This is a genomic window from Aquiflexum lacus (assembly GCF_015476655.1).
Taxonomy (GTDB): domain Bacteria; phylum Bacteroidota; class Bacteroidia; order Cytophagales; family Cyclobacteriaceae; genus Aquiflexum; species Aquiflexum lacus.
This window is the reverse complement of sequence record NZ_JABFHF010000028.1, coordinates 45,744-62,582: the sequence shown is the minus strand read 5'-3', so window position 1 is coordinate 62,582 and position 16,839 is coordinate 45,744. Positions and strand designations below refer to the sequence as shown.

Sequence of the window (16,839 nt, the reverse complement as noted above, 5' to 3'; positions counted from 1 at the left end):
CAACTCTAATAGACAAAGAGAAGCTTGTATCTAATAATTTTAAGTTTTAAATTTTAAATTGAGCCCGAAAAATGATAATATTTTTCCGATAGTCAAAAAGATATGTCGAAACGTAAAACAGCCCAATTAAAGGTAGAATTTTCTACTCAAACTATACAGGGCCTTGATGCCATAGAACTTTTAGAAGATCCTGCTTTTAAAAAAAGTTGGGAAGGATTGCTCGATGAATACCAATATGCTTCAGTATTTCAACATGCCTCTTTTGTCCTGCCATGGTACAGACTAAATTTAGAGGAATTCTCTCCGGTGGTCCTATTGGCTTATGCTGATCAAAAACTTGTTGGTCTGTTGACTTTAGCTAGAAAAATAGATGCGCAAACGGGTAAATATTGTCGGAAATTGATAGGGGCAGGTAGTTTTTTTGCCCTGTACCAAACTTGGGTGGTACTTCCGGAGTACCTTGGACAATTTTGGGATAAGGGTATGAAAAGTTTATGGCAAGAGATACCCGGATGCAGCATTAATCTCAAGTCACTCCCGGACAAAAGAATTTATCATGAAATGTCAATAGGTAGAGGCTTTAAAAGGGTTTCTGTGCTTGAAAAACACCTTAACCCTGTATTGGATTATGAGTCCGAAAATTATCAACAGATTTTCGGAAAGAGGCATTTCCGTTCCAAATTTAACAGATTGAATAGGGCAGGGGAAGCGATTTTCGAAAAAATAACATCTATCGATGATTTAAAATCAGCTATGGAGACCATTGAGGTTTTTCATAATCTGAGACAAGGGGCTGCTTTTAACAAAACCCCATTTATTCAGAGTAACCATCAGAAGGAGCTTTTTTGGGAATGGTTTGATAAAGGAGTTTTACATGTGACTGCTTTGCGTTTCAATCAAGAACTGATTGCGGCGGTCCTTATTGTGAATGATTTTGGGGCAACTGCTCATTTGGCAGGTTTAATTACTTATTCTCCCAAACACGCAAAATTATCCCCCGGATTGGTACACTTATATTTATTGGGTCAGATGCTGCGCAAGGAATCATTCCAAAACCTAAAATTGTCTCCTGGTGATGATGCTTATAAAGAGCGGTTTTCCAATACCCACGAGGAATTGTTCGAAATACTGATTAGTCCAAAATGGTCTGAGAGAATCTTCAGAAAAATCCGGGTGAAAGCAAGGGTCATGATGTTGAATAATGGCATTCGGCCCATGGAAGTCCATGTTTGGTTGAGCAAAAAAAAAGCGTCCCTAAAAAATAAATGGTATTGGTTTTGGCATCAATCAAAAAACTTACATTTGTCTACCGATTTGATTTTGGACAAGTTAAAGTTAGTCTCTAAAAGTATCCATGTAAAGGCCGAAATTAACCTGAATAGTTCTAAAATCAGTGATTTACTTCTTCTGGAGGATACCTGTTTTGAGGTAAGCAAATGGCAGTTTTTGGAAGACGCACTTAAAAGATTAGAAAATCATGAAAGTTGCCTAACTTATGTGCGTGATGGACGCCTGAGGTTATGTATTTGGTATGTGGGGAAGATAAATTCGGTTATTGAATTGGATGAACTTTTCCGTAAGGATAAAATCAAAAAAATTTATATTTCCCGCTATTTCACTTTATAGGTAATATGAAAATAGAAAACACAAACATTAACTTTCATGTTATAAAAAATCCAGCATGGATGGAGGAAATCCTGCTGCTGCTTCAAAAGCATTTCTATATGGTTAGTGCTAAAGACCTTGAAAATTATTATTACGAAGGCCTTTCTATAAAAAATGCTTGTCACATTACTGTGGATGATGGAGATATTAGTGTATATAGCTACCTATTTCCCCTAATCAAAAAATATAAAATTCCGATTTCCATTTATGTCTCTCCCTATGCCGTTGAAACCGGAAAGAATTTTTGGTTCCAAGAAATCAAGAATTTTGATATGAAGCAGCTTTTAAATTTTCTTGCTGTCCAAAAAGGGGAAGAAATCCCATTTGTTGGAGATCATCAGGTTTATGCAATCTTGAAATCGATGAAGGTAAAGGAAATAAATAGCCTAATCGAAGCCTATAAGAGGGCCTTTAACATTCCCGATGGGGAAAGGGTGGGAATGAACTTAGACCAATTGATGGAATTGAAAGCGTCAGGATTGGTCAGTATAGGGGCCCATACGTTGCATCATCCGATTTTAAAAAACGAGAACGATGATATTACGCGCAAAGAAATCCTCCAATCTGTCCAAGATTTGGGAGATTTGCTACACGAAGAAATAAAGTACTTTGCGTATCCTAATGGTCTACCCGGCCTAGACTTTGGAGAAAGAGAAATAAACTTGTTGAAAGAAGCGAAAATCAGATTGGCTTTTTCTACTGAAAGCAGGCACTTTTCTTTAAGGGACAATCCTTTAAGTATTCCAAGAAGGGGAGTCACCAAAGGGGGTAGTACATTCGTATTGGCCAAATTGGCCTTTGGGGATTATTGGGAAAACATGAAAAAACTGCTGAAAGGTAAACAAGAAAAGGATTTTCGCTACCAGTAGCTTCATAGATAAACTTGTTTCTAATTTCTATCTTCTCAATAAATTGGATTTTGACTGATATTTTTGTCTTCGTAAATATAAATTAATTACATGCTTAGGATGGTATAACGCCTTTACAGCATGTTAGTAGTTATACGGGATCAATTTTAATGTATAAAAAATAATGTTGGACTCAGGTCAATTGATATTTCAAAATGAAAAATGCAAAAAACTATTACAAGCCCCCCAATTTTTAGAGGCTTGGGACAAGCTGTACCATGATTGTCCTTGGGCCACAGTTTTCCAGAGCAAAGAATTTGCGCTGAACTGGTATCAATGCTTTGAATCCTTTCCAAAAATAATAGTTACAGATTGGGATGGTATCAGGATGACCGGGTTATTGGCCCTTACCAAAAAAAACAACCAGCTTACTGCCGCAGGTCTAGACTTGGCAGAATATCAAGTTTGGCTAAGTTTACCGAATTTCAATGATGAATTTTTAAAAAAGGCCCTTCTTGCAATCAATATAACCTTTCCCAATCAAACTCTGTACCTAAAATACCTTACAGCCAAAGTTCCTTTAAACCTTTTTTTTAAAAAAGGTCCTTATGGTACACAAACTTTTATTCGTGAATATGCTCATCCATTAATGGAAACAAATGAAGAGTTGTTGAAATCTGAATTGAAAAAGAAAAACAAAAAAGAGAAAATCAACCGACTGAAAAGATTGGGTGATCTGGAGTTTTTTGAAGTCAAGGAAAATGATCATTTCCGAGCTTTGATCGATGAAATGTCATTACTGAGTGATTTTAGAAAAGGTGCCTTTTACAACAAAACCTACTTTTACGATGAACCTGAAAGGAAAACCTTTTTGTTAAAGCTCTTTGAATTAGGGCTTTTGCATGTCAGTGGTTTGTCTATAGATGGTAAATTGATTGCTTCCAATGCAGGAATCATGGGACCTGATGTGGTTCATCTCCAAGGAATCAACAGTCATTCTCCCTTTTACTCCAAGAATTCTCCAGGGATTCTTCAATTTTTGATGTTAGGGATAGCATTAAAAAAATCCGGGTTTAAGTATTTTGATTTGACTCCAGGTGATGCAGATGGTTATAAAAGCATGTTGGCGACAGAAATAAGTATGGCTTATGAAATGTGGTTTACCTCCAAGACGGATGCCACAATGAAGAAATGGTTTGAGCGGGTCAAAAATTGGTTAAAGCCTCGATTTCAGGAAAAAACTTTCAGGGGTTTTGAACTTTCTAACCTTAATATGGCAAGGATTAGGTTCAAATTTAAATGTAGGTTTTTAAAGAAAAGTTTGAGAAACCACCAAAAAAAGGAGTTCACTAATTTTTTGAAAGGGGAGTCTCAGTTTTTTTCATTGAAGGACCCAAGCCCCATTACTGAAAAAATTGAAGCAATCGGCGTAATCCATGAAAATCAAATTTCGGATCTTTTTTTGTTTGATGAAGAATTTTCACTTTTCCCCAGGATGGATTTTTTTGCAGATTGTATAACAAGAATCGAATTTGGGCAGAACATGTTTACTTTGGTGAGTGGTTCGGAGTTAATGGGAGTTTTTTGGTTTATTTCAATGCATGCCAAAACTGAATGGAAAAATACAAGAGTTACACCCCAGTTGCCAACTTTGACCTGCTCTTACGCGAAGAATATTGATTCTGATAAGTTCAATAAAGTAATTGAAGTGCTGCAACAACAAATCCAAAATAAACAACCTGAAATAAGTCATATGCAACTTGAAATTGGGGGTAAACAAAAAGAACTCCTTAAAAAATCATAGAGCATATTGATGTCTTAAACCTGTATTTTCGTGATACTCAAAAATGAGTCTCAAAACTCAGGTGCCCCCGTTAAGATCATTGTAGCCTCTTAAGGTCCCAAAAATATCCTAGAGTAAATCTTCAGATTTTGATCTCTTTTTTTTTAAGTTCTCAGAATTAAAAAATCGCTATTTAAGTCTTCTAACTCAGAAATTATCCAAACCCAACCGTTTTTTTTACTCAAATTATTCATAGATATTTAGTTATAATCTGAATTATATAAGAACCAATTATTCATATCTCTAATATCTTTTCCATAAAAAAAATAATCGTTTTCGCAGGGATTTTCTTTAAAACTCCTAACAAGAATAGGGGCTCTTATTTTTCCTGTAAGTTTTTCTAGAATAATAGGGTATAATTTCATCCCTAATTTATTAGTGTACTTTATTTGTCGTTCACTAAAGACCTTCATTTTAATGATGGGGATTTTCAATTCTCGTTGTAAAAAATTCAAAAGGCATTTCAAATTTTCTGGTTCTAATGAAAAATATTCTTCGACCTCGAATTGATTGACAGATATTTTTTTTAGAATCATAAAAGATATAAGCTTATCGTTTTCATATATATAGCCAAAATAAAAATCTGATGGATTTTTGATATATCGCCATTCATAGTAATTAAAATTTCTGTTAACTGAAATATAATTATCCCAAACAATGTTTTTTCTTAGGTCTAAAATTGAATTGATATTTATTTTCTTTGATACAGAAAATAATCGATTTTTAATTTTCTTTATTTTATTTTCATTTTTATAGGATTTATTAAGTAACCTATAAATTGAATTAAACATTGAAAACCTGTAAACATAGGTTCTTTTACAATTTGTTTTTACCCATCCCTTATTTAAATTTCCTTTTAGACTCGCCTCATTTGATGACAAGTTTAAAACACATCCTGTAGAAACAAAACGACTGTTTAAATCAGCAATAAATGAATTGTTTAATAAAGAAAAAACCCCCTTCTTTCTATATTCAGGATGCACTATGGCATCGCTTGGGCATAAAATTTCAAATATTTTCCCAAAAAAATTAGCATCCAATGGTACAAAAGCTCTAATTCCAATCAACTTTTCATTGTCAAAAGCCAAATAAATATTTTCTTCGGATTGAAAAGGGTTTGACTTATATTGCCAGAAAAACTTGGATTCTATCTCTACTTTTGTTGGAAGATCCCAAATATTAGAAAGTAATTCAATTACCTTAAGAGTATCCTGATCAGTAAATTTTCTAACTTTAAAAATCACTTTTTCATCCATATGGTAATTATGAGTTTAATGTGTGGTCCATGTTAAGCGGCATAAGAGCAAAAATAATGCGCAAATTTTTCATTCAATATGATACATTAAATTTAAAAAAAATATTTCATTCTGTTATGCTATTTTCTTATTGTTCTAAGTATTAATAATAGCCACCTATATTATTATGAACTTTAGTAAATTCGTTTCCTGCCAAGGTGGGTCCTCACTCGCCTCGCTGTCCTCCCTGTTCGGGATTTGCAATCCCGAATTTACCTGCCTTTGGTAGGCCCGATAATCAGGATTTACAATCCTCAAAAAACCCCTTAAAACTACCGATTCTCCTTTTTCTCAACTCCAGTGAATTCCCCACTTCAATCTCCCTAAACGTTGTGGTCTTGGGCCTACCACACTCATTTCTCCTTCTGTTAAAAATATGTGTCAACAATATCTGAAATATTGACAGGCTTTGTTTTGACAATACCATTCTTCATAGTCTACTTGATGAATTTGTTGAAATACTCTACAGCGATTTTGCCCTATTACTTCCAACAGCTCCCTAAAATATGACAATAATAATATTCATTGTTGGGGATAATCTCAACTATTTAAGTTTAGTCACATTATCTAAAATTACTTCTAAACATTCTTTGGTGCCAAACCAAGCCTTTGTGGCCATAGATGGAGGAATATCGACATCAGAAAATCTGATAATCTGTCCCACTTCCATATTTTCCCTTATTCGGGCATTTTGCAGTAATCCAATCGGCACATGGTCTGATTCATCAATAATCCGCACGGCTGATCCTCTTGTATCAAAACTCCCCGTTCCTTTTTTGATAAAATCGCCTTTCAACAATGGCCTTTTGGTAATAGCGGCTACACTAGTACTTGGATAATCACTATTGTCTATTAGTATTTCATGATGGTTCAGAAGTCTTTTGATTGTTCCCGGAACTTCAAAAAAGCAAAGATGAATAGGCTTGTAATGATGATAGTAGGGCCCATCACCCATCTTATAAGTCCTAAGCTCATTCCTAAGATTTTCATCATGCTTACTGATTATAAAGACGCCGGGAGGTGCTGACTTTGACAGTATGTAATCGCTGATTGGGAATCCCATATTTTCTGCAGCTTCTGCTAGTTTATAACCGGAAGCTTCAAAATCTTCTGTTTGAATACCAATTAAACCTTGTTTAGCGATTGATGCACCAAAAGCGTTGGCGACCAATGCCTGTTCAATTTGCACTTTTGTTCCATCGGTAAAGGATGTTACCGAATCCACAGAAAAGCCTTGTTTCAAGGCCCAATAGTTCATCTCATCCTCTGTGGGATTAAGATTTAAAAAACCCTTGATATTTCCATAAACGATGGGAGAAAAACCCATGTCCAAGATCTCTTGCCTGAGAGAAGCAAGACAACCCGGTTGGTCACCGTTCGATTCTGTTATCAGGCCCTGTTTAGAAAGCCAGGTACCAGTAGTTACCATGGTATCAGCATCCATAGTCACCACAGGAAGATTATATTGAAATGCCATATTTATTATTTCAGTATTATAAACCGGATCCCCGGTGCTGACTACAATGACATCAGATTTTAAAAATAGAATTTCAGGAATTTGATATACAATTTCATTTGGGACTTCAAGACCTTCAATGACGCCGCTCCTACGCGTCAACACGCCAGAAATATCCATTTCTAAATTTTTATTAATAAGTTTTATAAGGCCTTTGGCAATAGCTCCGGTGCCTACCAATCCAACTCTAATTTTGACAATTCCTCGCATGTTAGAATATATTTAAAAACCAATAAATCAGTATGTTTTTATTCTTATTTAATTATTTACAGTCCGTTTTTATTTCAAATGCGTCAATCGGATCTTGACATGTCTGATTCAAACCTAAGGGGCCTTTTAAAATTCTTTGAATAACCTGCTGAGGGTCGACAAACTTCTCATAATATGCTTTCGCACCTTTTTCCAACTTTTTTCTGTAATCAGAATTGTTCAACAAGAGGTGAATAGCAGATTCTAATTCATTAATTGAAGATATAAAGTGTATATTTTTTCCATGGACAAGATCTCCCGGCAACCTATTAGATAATGGAGTCGAGATAATGGCTTTGCCCATGGCTAAGAACTCGCCTAATTTCCACCCATGGCAATTATGGACAGTCGGGGTGTTGAAAACTATTGCCGACTCTTTTGTTTTTTTTAAATAATCCCAAGCAGAATAGGGTTTTAAAAAACAGAGGTTTCTAAACTTTTCATACTGGGGATGCTCTTTTCTTGCCAAAAAACCTCCCTCAAAGTCGCAATCACCCTGTTGACAGGTCTCGATAAATTTTTTCCTCATTAGATTGGTGTGATCTATACAGTGTTGGTGAATCCACAGTCGTCCAATCATAAAGACGTAAGGTTTTTTTTCAGATAAAAAATCCCTTTCAGGTTTGGTTAAAAGATAGTTTTTAAGCTTTTCTCGTTTATTCTGAGCGTAATAATCCCTAAAAAAGCGTTTCCATAAAATATGGGTTGAAAACCTACATCTTATGAAATTAGTAAAGCTATAGTATATTGCTTCCCACCTATCCCATAATTTAATTCCAAAGCCAGGAGGAATGTTAACCATTTTATTGAAAAACCGATGGTCTGTCAATTCATCATTAATGTTGATTTTGGCATAAATATCTGACCATTGGTATGCCAATTTCATGACAAGGGGTTTATCATGATAATCAATGATAATTCTAGTATGAATATTATTTAGAGTAACGATCACCACGGCCAAATAATGAAATTGGGCTTCTTCATCTCTCCTTAATTCTTTAAAATATTGGTTTGAAAAGGACACGTTCTGCTTACCAAACTCACGGATAAGTCCATGAATATAAAAAGTGGCATACCATACTCTACAAGAAGGATCGAGAAATACTTTTGTACTTTTATCCATTATTTAGATTTAAAATTGAAGCGAGTAAAATTTATTCTCGTAGTATTTATTTGAATAAATAATCGACATTCTAAATTTCTTGATTAAAAAAATTAAGAGGTTATATGTTGATTTCTAAAAGTTATAAGAATATTGGATTTGTGTATTTTTAATTTATAAAAATCAATATTATTATTTAGTCTAGTTGCGTGTCCTCCCTCGGAGCTCTCCTTTGGGCCACTGCTGTTCGGGAATTGAAATCTCGAATTTACCTACCTTTGGTAGGCCAAGATTATCAGGATTAAACCCTCTGTTCTAATAGAGATACCTCTGTCCTGAAATCTCCCCGTTGTCCGAACCCTTGTAGCTTCATGACCTTGAATCCAGGAGTTTTCAAACTCCGGTAATTTCAACAATGGGAGTGACCTCCATCCACCTATTCCGGATATCTCCCTCCCCACCTGGGGAGGGCCGGAGTGGGGCAAAATCCTACCCCCAAACAAATACCCAACCATATAAACAACTATTCCTAGCCTCAAAAAAATACCTACTGTTGTAATCGAGAGGCGTTTGAAATTATTAGAATCTATAATTCAATAGTTCAAAAAGCAGTCTTATGTGTTTTCTTGCCAAAAACCGTCAGCCATACAATTTTGATATCCAACCAAAAGGACCAATGTCTCAGTTACCACAGGTCATCTGAGGTTCTTTGTTTTTTTCTGATTGTCAGTTTCAAGAGGACCTCTCCAGCCATTGACTTGGACCCAACCTGTGATCCCCGGCTTTGGTAATCCGGGACAAATCTTATCCTTGTTCCATGGTAATCAGCTATTTCTACAATTTACTTTATTTTATCCGGTTCATTGTAGGGTAAAGCAATAAGGATTTCGTCAGCAAAGTTATACTTCAAGTAATATTTTAATCCGTCTAATGCGGATATTACCCTTTCATTCTTTGTTGTGGAACGATCATCCGAACTACAATCTATAAATCCTGGGTCAGTAAAAAACAGCAATTATAAGGTGTTTAAATTATAACAATTGAATGGTGTTTTAAGCTCAATAAACTTGTTATTTAGGGTCTGCTGAAAAAGTCAATGATATCAAGTTCCTAGAACCGGTTCAGATTGTATTCTGAACCGGTTTTTTTGTTTTAACATTTTCCAGGAGCATATAATTAATTGTCAAAAGGAGGCGATTGACCTCTTTCCATGCTGAAAAACTCAGGCACTAAAGTACATCCCCGGCAAATTTGACCAAGTTGAGCACTAGGATGATGGAAGCGATCCACTAATGGGTGAATTTTTTGAGCCTTGCCCTTTCATGTTTTTGTAAAATTGCCGTTGCCTTTATCTACCTCATATTTTTAAACTTGACTCGCATGAATAATTAATATTCTATGGTATATATTTATTTATCAATTCGACAGTTTGGTCGATGTGATCTTTTCGGGACATTCCAACTACGACCGATTTGATTTCCGGGAACTTACCAATAAATTCAAATGCCTGTTCAGGACGGATAGCACCTGCTGCCATTACACTCATCGGAATAAAGTTCATTCCGGGACGCTGAACTTCCTTTATGGTACTCTCTAAAGATGGATTCATGTAGAATCCAGTTGGATTAAAGGCCGCCATAATCAGATAATCGTTCCATCCTCTGCTGTCAAGTCGTTCACGTAACATAGGTACATTTTTAGTGATCAAACCACCAGGAACATTATACTTCTTCTCAATATGCTCCCTAAAAATATCAAAACCTTCATCACATCCCAACCCTAAGGCAAGATCAACTAAAGCGTCATGCATAAAGACTGCCCCCAGTTTATGTCCTTTGAAGGGCAACATCTCTATATCAATAAGTATTTTAGCCATTTTGTACAAATTGCCGGAGGCTAGACCTGTCATACCTGTCATCAACATTGACAAACTCGCACCAGCGCCAGCTTGACTCAACAGTTCGGTAAGAACATTAAACATGCCCTTTTCATTTGACTGCCTTACATACTTTACAATGTAGGGTAATAAAGGATAAATGGTAAAATCATCTTTTAATACCGGATCGTTGGCAATAATATCTAACACAACCTTAGCCCGGGGATGAGTTGACATCATCATTGCCTTAACTCCTTTACTGTGAGCGTACCTGAGTACTTCGGCCAAGGCACTTCGATTTTCAAATTTCTGGTCTTTGGCATTTCCACGCTCCTGAGAGAGGTGATCAACGCCAAATAAGGGATTATGGCCGAGCAATATTTTATCTAACTGTTTCATTTAAGTGTTTATTCCAGTTTACTAATTCAATCTTTTAAAATCAATTTTTCTTTTTCGACAGTATAAATGAATTATACTAATAAAACCTATGCAAATAGTTAAAATACATCTTGCGGCGTGCCGTTTTCAGATGCGGATTGATAACAAGCATCTACTATCTTCTGAACATGATATCCATCTTTAATGGATGGTGAAGCTTGGCGCTTTTGTTGAATCGCTTTAATGAACTCCTCAGCCTGATATGTAAATTTTGCACCACCTATATCAATGTGAACTCCCGTGAAAAGATCATTGGCCGAAAAAAACGTCTTGCCCTCCTTGTATTCGCCATGAGCAGTATCTAGGAAAAGATCTAACGTATCATCCGTTATTACTAGAACCCCATTTTCTGCAAGAATTTCAACCCTTAATTCCATCTTTCGCTTGAACCGAACGCTCCAGGAAGAATCGATCCAACCCTTTAGACCATTTTCAAATTCTAAGATGACATGCGCAAAATCCTCAATTCCTTTCGAATATACTGAAAGAATATCTGCATTTACTCTTTTCACCGGACCAAAATACCAATGTAACATGTCCAATAAATGTGACGCTTGACTTTCAAGAACCCCGCCACCTGAGACTTTTGGATCGTATCTCCAACCTTTGCCTTGCTTAAATAATTGCGAGACGTATACAGTGCCCTTAATATTGATTATTCTTCCCAGTGCTCCCGATTGAATAATCTTTTTGCCCTCACGGAAGCTATCAATATTCCGAGCCATGTAGCCAATCATATTGGGGATTGATTTCTTTTCCAATTCATTAACCAAAGACTCAGATTGCTTTGCGTTGATGGAAAGCGGCTTCTCCATTAAGAATGGAATATTTTTGCTCACGCATTCCATTGCATTTTCGACGTGGTATCCAACTGGACTGGCGATGACAACACCATCGATTTCCTCCTTACTGAACATCTTCTCAATGCTCTTGTAAACTTTAATGTTAGGGTTAAGCATGCTTAGCGGCTTAGCAGGAAACATAGCCGGATCAACAACAGCAACAACTTTGCTATCAGGCAATGAATTAAAAATTGCCGTATGCATTAGCCCCATTCGGCCTAGGCCAATGATTCCAATTTTTAATTTGTTGTTATCCATTTCTTTCATTTAGTCATTAATTTAATTGTTATTTGATATTAAAATGGTTATAATAATTTGAAAGCAAAAACAGCATTGTATTACTTACCTAGTATTTCCCTGAGCATGAACTGAGTCGTATCCTCTTTCTCACCAATAAGCTTATTTCTACGTTCAGTATAAATGTTCTTATCCTCATGGAGAATTTCAATTCCCTTTTTAATGGCTTTTAATTGATCTTCGATAGACTCAGTGAAATTATAGACAAGGCCATATTTTTCTTCTAATTCATCTGTATAACCTCTTCCATCATTGTCTATAAAAATTGAGGGAGTTCCTAACATAGCGGCTTCACTAGCCATTGTAGCACTTTCCCCAATTAGTAAAGATGCATAATAAATTGCATCATGCATTTTATAGGGCTCTATAATTGCTTGGTATTGTTTTAATTCCGCTGGTAATTCTTCCTCAGATGTAATAACAACCCTGCTGTATTTTGTAAATTCTTTAACAGCTTTAATCTTATTTTCTAGGCTAATACCTTTATGACCAACATCGTGAGATGCTTGCCATGAAACAAACCTAAATATCACAAATTTTTCTCCGAGACTAATTTTTAAATCGTCTAATACAGTTTTCTTTGGTGAGAAGTAGTTGGGATGAAGATATGCAATTTCAAGAAAACTGTTAAACCGTATTTGTTTTTTCCCTATCTCTCGTCTATAACATGCAGGCGTGAATATTTTTGTTGCAAATGGAAACGTAACAGCGTGGTCCAATTTTGCATGATCAGTATCATCAAATAAATAAGCAGGTTTTCTTAGAAGCCATCCTACATGAATAGCATAAGAAGAATTAAATGCCACGAAACAATCAGGCTTAAACTCAAGTGCAACTTTCAATACCCGATAATTGCCAACGAATAGGTATAAAATCTTTGATAAAAATGTTTTAGCCCCCTTGCCCCTGTTGATGTATTCAAATTTTTCTTGGTTAAGAAGTTCTAATAGTGGATATCTATCTCTAGATGTAATACAAACAGAATGACCAACCTCTTGTGCTTTCTTTATAAAATTTTTACAATAATGAAAATGTGCAGGATGGTTTAAATCAAATAAAATACGCATACTTAAAAGAATTTTTTTTTAATATTCCTTATGCAGGTTACTCATAAAGTTAAAAGCCCATTGATGATCGCAAAAATTGATATTTATGAAGGACAGTTAATAATCTCTCCCGCGAGGAATTCTGTAGATCAAAAAACAACAAAATAACCTTATCAATTTTACAAAATATCAACCTTAACTTATTGTTGTTGGTTAAAAGAGCACGTCGAATCACTATTTTGGGTGATATTATTTATCAAAGATACTTTTTGGTTTTTTAAAAACCAAATCTTACTCCCCATCCCTTCCCATTTTTTTTTTTTTGATTATCAGTAACTTACAAGGTTACGTTTTTCACGTACACACTTACCTATCCAATTATGTCGTCGGTGCTCTCCCCTGGTTCAATTCAACTGCCATTCTTTTGAAGGCCTCGTCAAATGTTTTTCTCTCTCTTTTACTCATTCTCATTGTCCCAAATATAAGAAATGGGCTTAATTTAATATCTATTCAAATGTAGCAGGTCCATAATCCTTATTCCTACTTTCGCTCTTGAAATCCAAATAGTACGGACAAAGGAGCCTTGTATACTGTTTTGTTCAAAGCCAAAGACGTGTTCCAATGCAAGAAATGATGTTTCAGAACAGGTCTTAAAAACGGGACAGTGATGGAAAACAGTAAACTCCTCCTGAAGACATGGCTGTTGGCCTTGACTCTTATCAGTGCAACCAAGAAAGGATTGAGTGCCCTTAAACTCCAGAGACAGATGGGACACAGCCGTTATATGACTGTTTTCAGGCTTTAACACAAAGTCAGGGAGGTAATGGGAGAAAGCGATAGCTTGTACCAAAGCGAAGATATGGTGGGATAAAATGAAGCCTTCATCGGTAAAACAACAAGTACCTCCGACCAAAAAGACCTTAAAAGAGGAAGAGGTAACCAGAAACAGGTTTCTGTTACGGTAATGTCTAAATCCACTGTTCTGGAAGATTACAATACCAGTGAAAAAGACAAAAGCTGTCGATACTTCAAAATGGTGAAGATAAAAAGCCTAAAAGCCAAAACCTCGGAAAAACTAGTCAAGAAACTGGTTGATAAAGATGCTGTCCTTCACACAGATGAAAGTATTACTTTAGTCAATATTGCTGACTGTATTGATACGCATATCATCTAAATTTCTTCGGGAAGTTCAACCTGAGATGGGTAAGCAATCTGAAAAGAGACCTTCAGAGGTATCATATGGTCCCATCTTTTTCATATTGTTGCTTCGACCAAGAAAAAAAAATATGAAGCAATATAATAAGAATTTTTTGCCTGGACACCCCATCATTGACCAGCTTTTATCAATGATCCCGAAAGAGGTTTTCAACGAAGTCGTGGAACAGGAAAATTCTGACAGGTATTACAAGAAATTTAAATCCGCAGACCATTTCATATGTATGTTTTATGCCGTCCTTACCCGGAATGGCAGTCTTAGGGAGGTCTGCGAGAATATTTCTTTGATTGCCAAAAAGCTGATCCCATTCGGCTATAAACAGTTACCAGCCAGGATCTAAACTATCCGACGCTAACCGAAAATGTGACAATAAGGTGTTTGCACTGCTTGACATGAGACTTTATACTTATTACAGAACCAGCCTTCAGGGCAACTGGCTTGATATAGGCGGAGAGGTGGATCCGAGGATGGTTGAAGTCTTTGACTCCAATACTATCACACTTTTCAAAGAAATCCTGAAGGGAGCCGGCCGTAACCCTTTGGATGGAAAAAAAAAAGAGGGGCCAAGGTGTTTGCCAAAATGAACCTGGCCGAAGGTGTCCACAAATTTATCTGATTTTCGCTGATATTTTTAATGCTATCAAAGTAAATGATCGGGTGTCTGAAGGTTTCTGTTCCACGAATTAAATAAAAACGTACCTATCGATTTTTTCGATAGGCACTTGAAGGAATTTTAATTTTAAAGCTTAAAATCAAAAAGCAGTCTTATGCGTCTTCTTTCCAAAAATCGTCAACCAGACAATCTTGATATCCAACCAAAATGTCCAATGTCTCAGATACCAAAGGTCGTGTGAAGTCCTTTGCTTTTTCTGGTTTTCAGTTTCCAATGGTCCTCTCCATCCATTAACCTGGGCCCAACCGGTAATGCCGGGCTTGTAGTAATGTCTGACCATGTATTTGTCTTCGCTTTCCTGCATCACTTGATTCAGGAACAATCTATGAGGTCTAGGGCCTACCACACTCATTTCTCCTGTCAGGACGTTGATAAACTGTGGCATCTCATCAATACTATATTTTCTAAGGAATTTGCCCACTTTAGTAATCCTTGGGTCATTTTTTACTGTGGATTGCGTTCCTCCTATGATATTGTCACAACTCTCCATGCTCCTGAATTTATAGACTTTAAAAGGTTTTCCTCCTTTGCCAATTCGTACAGGTGTGTAGAAAACGGGTCCTGGAGTGTCCAATTTGATCAATGCACCGATCACGAAGAAAAAGGGGGATAAAACAATCAACGCTAGTGAGGCAAAGACCACATCAAAAACATTTTTGATGAAATTCGGGAACCAATTGTCCAAAGGTAGTTGGCGGACATTTACCACCTGCAAATCACCAAATTGGTAACTTTTAACATTTTCACCAAATACACCTTGGTAGTCAGGGATGAATCTGATTCTTGTCCCATGAAAATCTGCTACTTCAACAATGGATTTTATGCGGTCCAATTGATTATATGGCAGTGCAATGATGATTTCATCCGCGAAATTATCTTTCAAATAATCCTTTAGGGATTCAAGGTTAGTGACAACTCTTTCTTTTTTCAAACCTACTTGACCATCATTGCTGCAGTCAATAAAACCCTGAATAGCTAATTTAGCGTAAGAATTTGACTCTAAGGATGCCGCTACTTTTTTTGCCAAATCACCTGAACCTGCAATCAATGTAGTACTCATTTTAACCCTTCGGTCCCTGATGGGAGTGTAAAACCTGATGACAAGGGAATTGGTAATAACACCCAAAGATGGAATACCGACCAATATGGCCATCAAAAGATTTCTGACATCTTTCGGAAAGGAAAAGATCAAATAGAGAATGCCTATAATACCTGCAAGAATGAAATAAGTCTTGAAATATTTGGTCATTCTTGATTTATAGAAACTGCTGCCTGCCCATTCTCCATAAAGTTTGTTAGAATATCCAATGATCAACCAAAGTGAGATCAGACTCAATAGGAAAACAACTTCCATTTTTTGAAATAGGGAGTCATTAATCCTGTAGAAGTATAAGGATATAAAAAACGCAAGAGATAAATTCAACACGTCCCAAAAAACTAAAATTGGGACATTTGTTTTGTGAAGATTTGTCATAGCCTTTTAAAAATTAATTGTAATAAAATTTTTTTGTACGAGGTTCAATTATTTGTGAAACTGGTAAACTATAAATGTTGAAAGTTATCTTAGGCTTAAATAAGGATGACAAATATACAAAAATTTGTTTTTCATTCCTGTTAATTCGTCTTTACTATTTCTTTGCCTTATGGTTAATATTAAACTTTCAGAGCTTCAAATATACAGATAAAAATTAAAAACAAAAACAAAATGCATTAAAAATTATTTGAAAAGCAAAAAAATGCATTAAAAATACCTAAACAGATTTTATATAAATTTTTATTATAATTTTCATACTTAAAATTTTTTCAAAATTTCTGAAATTAAACTACTGAAAAACACTGATTTATGTAAATATTATTCAGATTTGTATAATGATGTGCCTCCTTTAAGTTCTCAAAGCGCTCATTGTATTGTTTTTATTGATAAGTTTTTATC

12 protein-coding genes and 1 pseudogene are annotated in these 16,839 nt (G+C 35.7%); 6 read left to right on the top strand and 7 right to left on the bottom strand.

Features of this window, described 5'->3' with window-relative positions:
* The first annotated feature begins 102 nt into the window (after positions 1 to 102).
* The 3 genes from HMJ38_RS20240 (at position 103) to HMJ38_RS20230 (ending at position 4,317) form a co-directional block, all read left to right on the top strand.
* Complete coding sequence (locus HMJ38_RS20240) at positions 103 to 1,626, top strand: GNAT family N-acetyltransferase (RefSeq protein WP_194976262.1); 1,524 nt, start codon at positions 103 to 105, stop codon at positions 1,624 to 1,626.
* Between the two features lie 59 nt (positions 1,627 to 1,685).
* A complete protein-coding gene (locus HMJ38_RS20235) occupies positions 1,686 to 2,534 on the top strand; it encodes a polysaccharide deacetylase family protein (RefSeq protein ID WP_194976261.1) in 849 nt (282 codons plus the stop codon).
* A 163-nt stretch (positions 2,535 to 2,697) separates the two neighbouring features.
* Positions 2,698 to 4,317 (top strand): GNAT family N-acetyltransferase, encoded by a 1,620-nt coding sequence (locus tag HMJ38_RS20230; protein ID WP_194976260.1) that lies wholly within the window; start codon positions 2,698 to 2,700, stop codon positions 4,315 to 4,317.
* Between the two features lie 239 nt (positions 4,318 to 4,556).
* On the opposite strand, the gene HMJ38_RS20225 is transcribed toward HMJ38_RS20230, so the two are convergent.
* The 6 genes from HMJ38_RS20225 to HMJ38_RS20200 all read right to left on the bottom strand — a co-directional run bounded on the left by HMJ38_RS20225 (position 4,557) and on the right by HMJ38_RS20200 (position 13,038).
* A complete protein-coding gene (locus HMJ38_RS20225) occupies positions 4,557 to 5,612 on the bottom strand; it encodes a GNAT family N-acetyltransferase (RefSeq protein WP_194976259.1) in 1,056 nt (351 codons plus the stop codon).
* Positions 5,613 to 6,195: 583 nt separating this feature from the next.
* Positions 6,196 to 7,377 carry an NAD(P)-dependent oxidoreductase gene (locus HMJ38_RS20220; RefSeq protein WP_194976258.1) on the bottom strand — a complete coding sequence of 394 codons (1,182 nt, stop codon included), beginning with the start codon at positions 7,375 to 7,377 and terminating at the stop codon, positions 6,196 to 6,198.
* A gap of 52 nt (positions 7,378 to 7,429) precedes the next feature.
* Positions 7,430 to 8,539, bottom strand: a complete 1,110-nt coding sequence (locus HMJ38_RS20215; protein WP_194976257.1) for a glycosyltransferase — start codon at positions 8,537 to 8,539, stop codon at positions 7,430 to 7,432.
* 1,375 nt (positions 8,540 to 9,914) lie between these two features.
* Entirely contained in the window at positions 9,915 to 10,793 is an 879-nt protein-coding gene (locus tag HMJ38_RS20210) for a hypothetical protein (RefSeq protein WP_194976256.1), read from the bottom strand.
* Positions 10,794 to 10,891: 98 nt separating this feature from the next.
* The gene (locus HMJ38_RS20205; protein ID WP_194976255.1) at positions 10,892 to 11,941 is read right to left on the bottom strand and encodes a Gfo/Idh/MocA family protein; all 1,050 of its coding nucleotides are present in this window, start codon (positions 11,939 to 11,941) and stop codon (positions 10,892 to 10,894) included.
* 71 nt (positions 11,942 to 12,012) lie between these two features.
* On the bottom strand, positions 12,013 to 13,038 hold the full coding sequence (locus HMJ38_RS20200; protein WP_194976254.1) for a DUF354 domain-containing protein: 1,026 nt from the start codon (positions 13,036 to 13,038) through the stop codon (positions 12,013 to 12,015).
* A gap of 616 nt (positions 13,039 to 13,654) precedes the next feature.
* On the opposite strand from HMJ38_RS20200, the pseudogene HMJ38_RS25385 reads away from it, so the two are divergent.
* The 3 genes and pseudogenes from HMJ38_RS25385 to HMJ38_RS20180 all read left to right on the top strand — a co-directional run.
* Positions 13,655 to 14,262 (top strand): annotated as a pseudogene (locus HMJ38_RS25385) (IS1595 family transposase); the annotation flags it as partial.
* A gap of 41 nt (positions 14,263 to 14,303) precedes the next feature.
* Positions 14,304 to 14,573, top strand: coding sequence for a DUF4372 domain-containing protein (locus HMJ38_RS20185; protein WP_194976251.1), 270 nt, complete (start codon positions 14,304 to 14,306; stop codon positions 14,571 to 14,573).
* A gap of 52 nt (positions 14,574 to 14,625) precedes the next feature.
* Positions 14,626 to 14,817 (top strand): hypothetical protein, encoded by a 192-nt coding sequence (locus tag HMJ38_RS20180; protein ID WP_194976250.1) that lies wholly within the window; start codon positions 14,626 to 14,628, stop codon positions 14,815 to 14,817.
* A gap of 168 nt (positions 14,818 to 14,985) precedes the next feature.
* Here HMJ38_RS20180 and HMJ38_RS20175 read toward each other — a convergent pair whose 3' ends face one another.
* On the bottom strand, positions 14,986 to 16,380 hold the full coding sequence (locus HMJ38_RS20175; protein WP_194976249.1) for an undecaprenyl-phosphate glucose phosphotransferase: 1,395 nt from the start codon (positions 16,378 to 16,380) through the stop codon (positions 14,986 to 14,988).
* Between the last annotated feature and the right edge of the window lie 459 nt (positions 16,381 to 16,839).

What these genes read in the sequence shown, in the direction of transcription:
- HMJ38_RS20240 (WP_194976262.1), top strand. Translation starts at nt 103, where the DNA reads ATGTCGAAACGTAAAACAGCCCAATTAAAGGTAGAATTTTCTACTCAA.
- HMJ38_RS20215 (WP_194976257.1), bottom strand. Translation starts at nt 8,539, where the DNA reads ATGGATAAAAGTACAAAAGTATTTCTCGATCCTTCTTGTAGAGTATGG.
- HMJ38_RS20175 (WP_194976249.1), bottom strand. Translation starts at nt 16,380, where the DNA reads ATGACAAATCTTCACAAAACAAATGTCCCAATTTTAGTTTTTTGGGAC.
- HMJ38_RS20235 (WP_194976261.1), top strand. Translation starts at nt 1,686, where the DNA reads ATGGAGGAAATCCTGCTGCTGCTTCAAAAGCATTTCTATATGGTTAGT.
- HMJ38_RS20185 (WP_194976251.1), top strand. Translation starts at nt 14,304, where the DNA reads ATGAAGCAATATAATAAGAATTTTTTGCCTGGACACCCCATCATTGAC.
- HMJ38_RS20210 (WP_194976256.1), bottom strand. Translation starts at nt 10,793, where the DNA reads ATGAAACAGTTAGATAAAATATTGCTCGGCCATAATCCCTTATTTGGC.
- HMJ38_RS20230 (WP_194976260.1), top strand. Translation starts at nt 2,698, where the DNA reads ATGTTGGACTCAGGTCAATTGATATTTCAAAATGAAAAATGCAAAAAA.
- HMJ38_RS20180 (WP_194976250.1), top strand. Translation starts at nt 14,626, where the DNA reads ATGAGACTTTATACTTATTACAGAACCAGCCTTCAGGGCAACTGGCTT.
- HMJ38_RS20225 (WP_194976259.1), bottom strand. Translation starts at nt 5,612, where the DNA reads ATGGATGAAAAAGTGATTTTTAAAGTTAGAAAATTTACTGATCAGGAT.
- HMJ38_RS20200 (WP_194976254.1), bottom strand. Translation starts at nt 13,038, where the DNA reads ATGCGTATTTTATTTGATTTAAACCATCCTGCACATTTTCATTATTGT.
- HMJ38_RS20220 (WP_194976258.1), bottom strand. Translation starts at nt 7,377, where the DNA reads ATGCGAGGAATTGTCAAAATTAGAGTTGGATTGGTAGGCACCGGAGCT.
- HMJ38_RS20205 (WP_194976255.1), bottom strand. Translation starts at nt 11,941, where the DNA reads ATGAAAGAAATGGATAACAACAAATTAAAAATTGGAATCATTGGCCTA.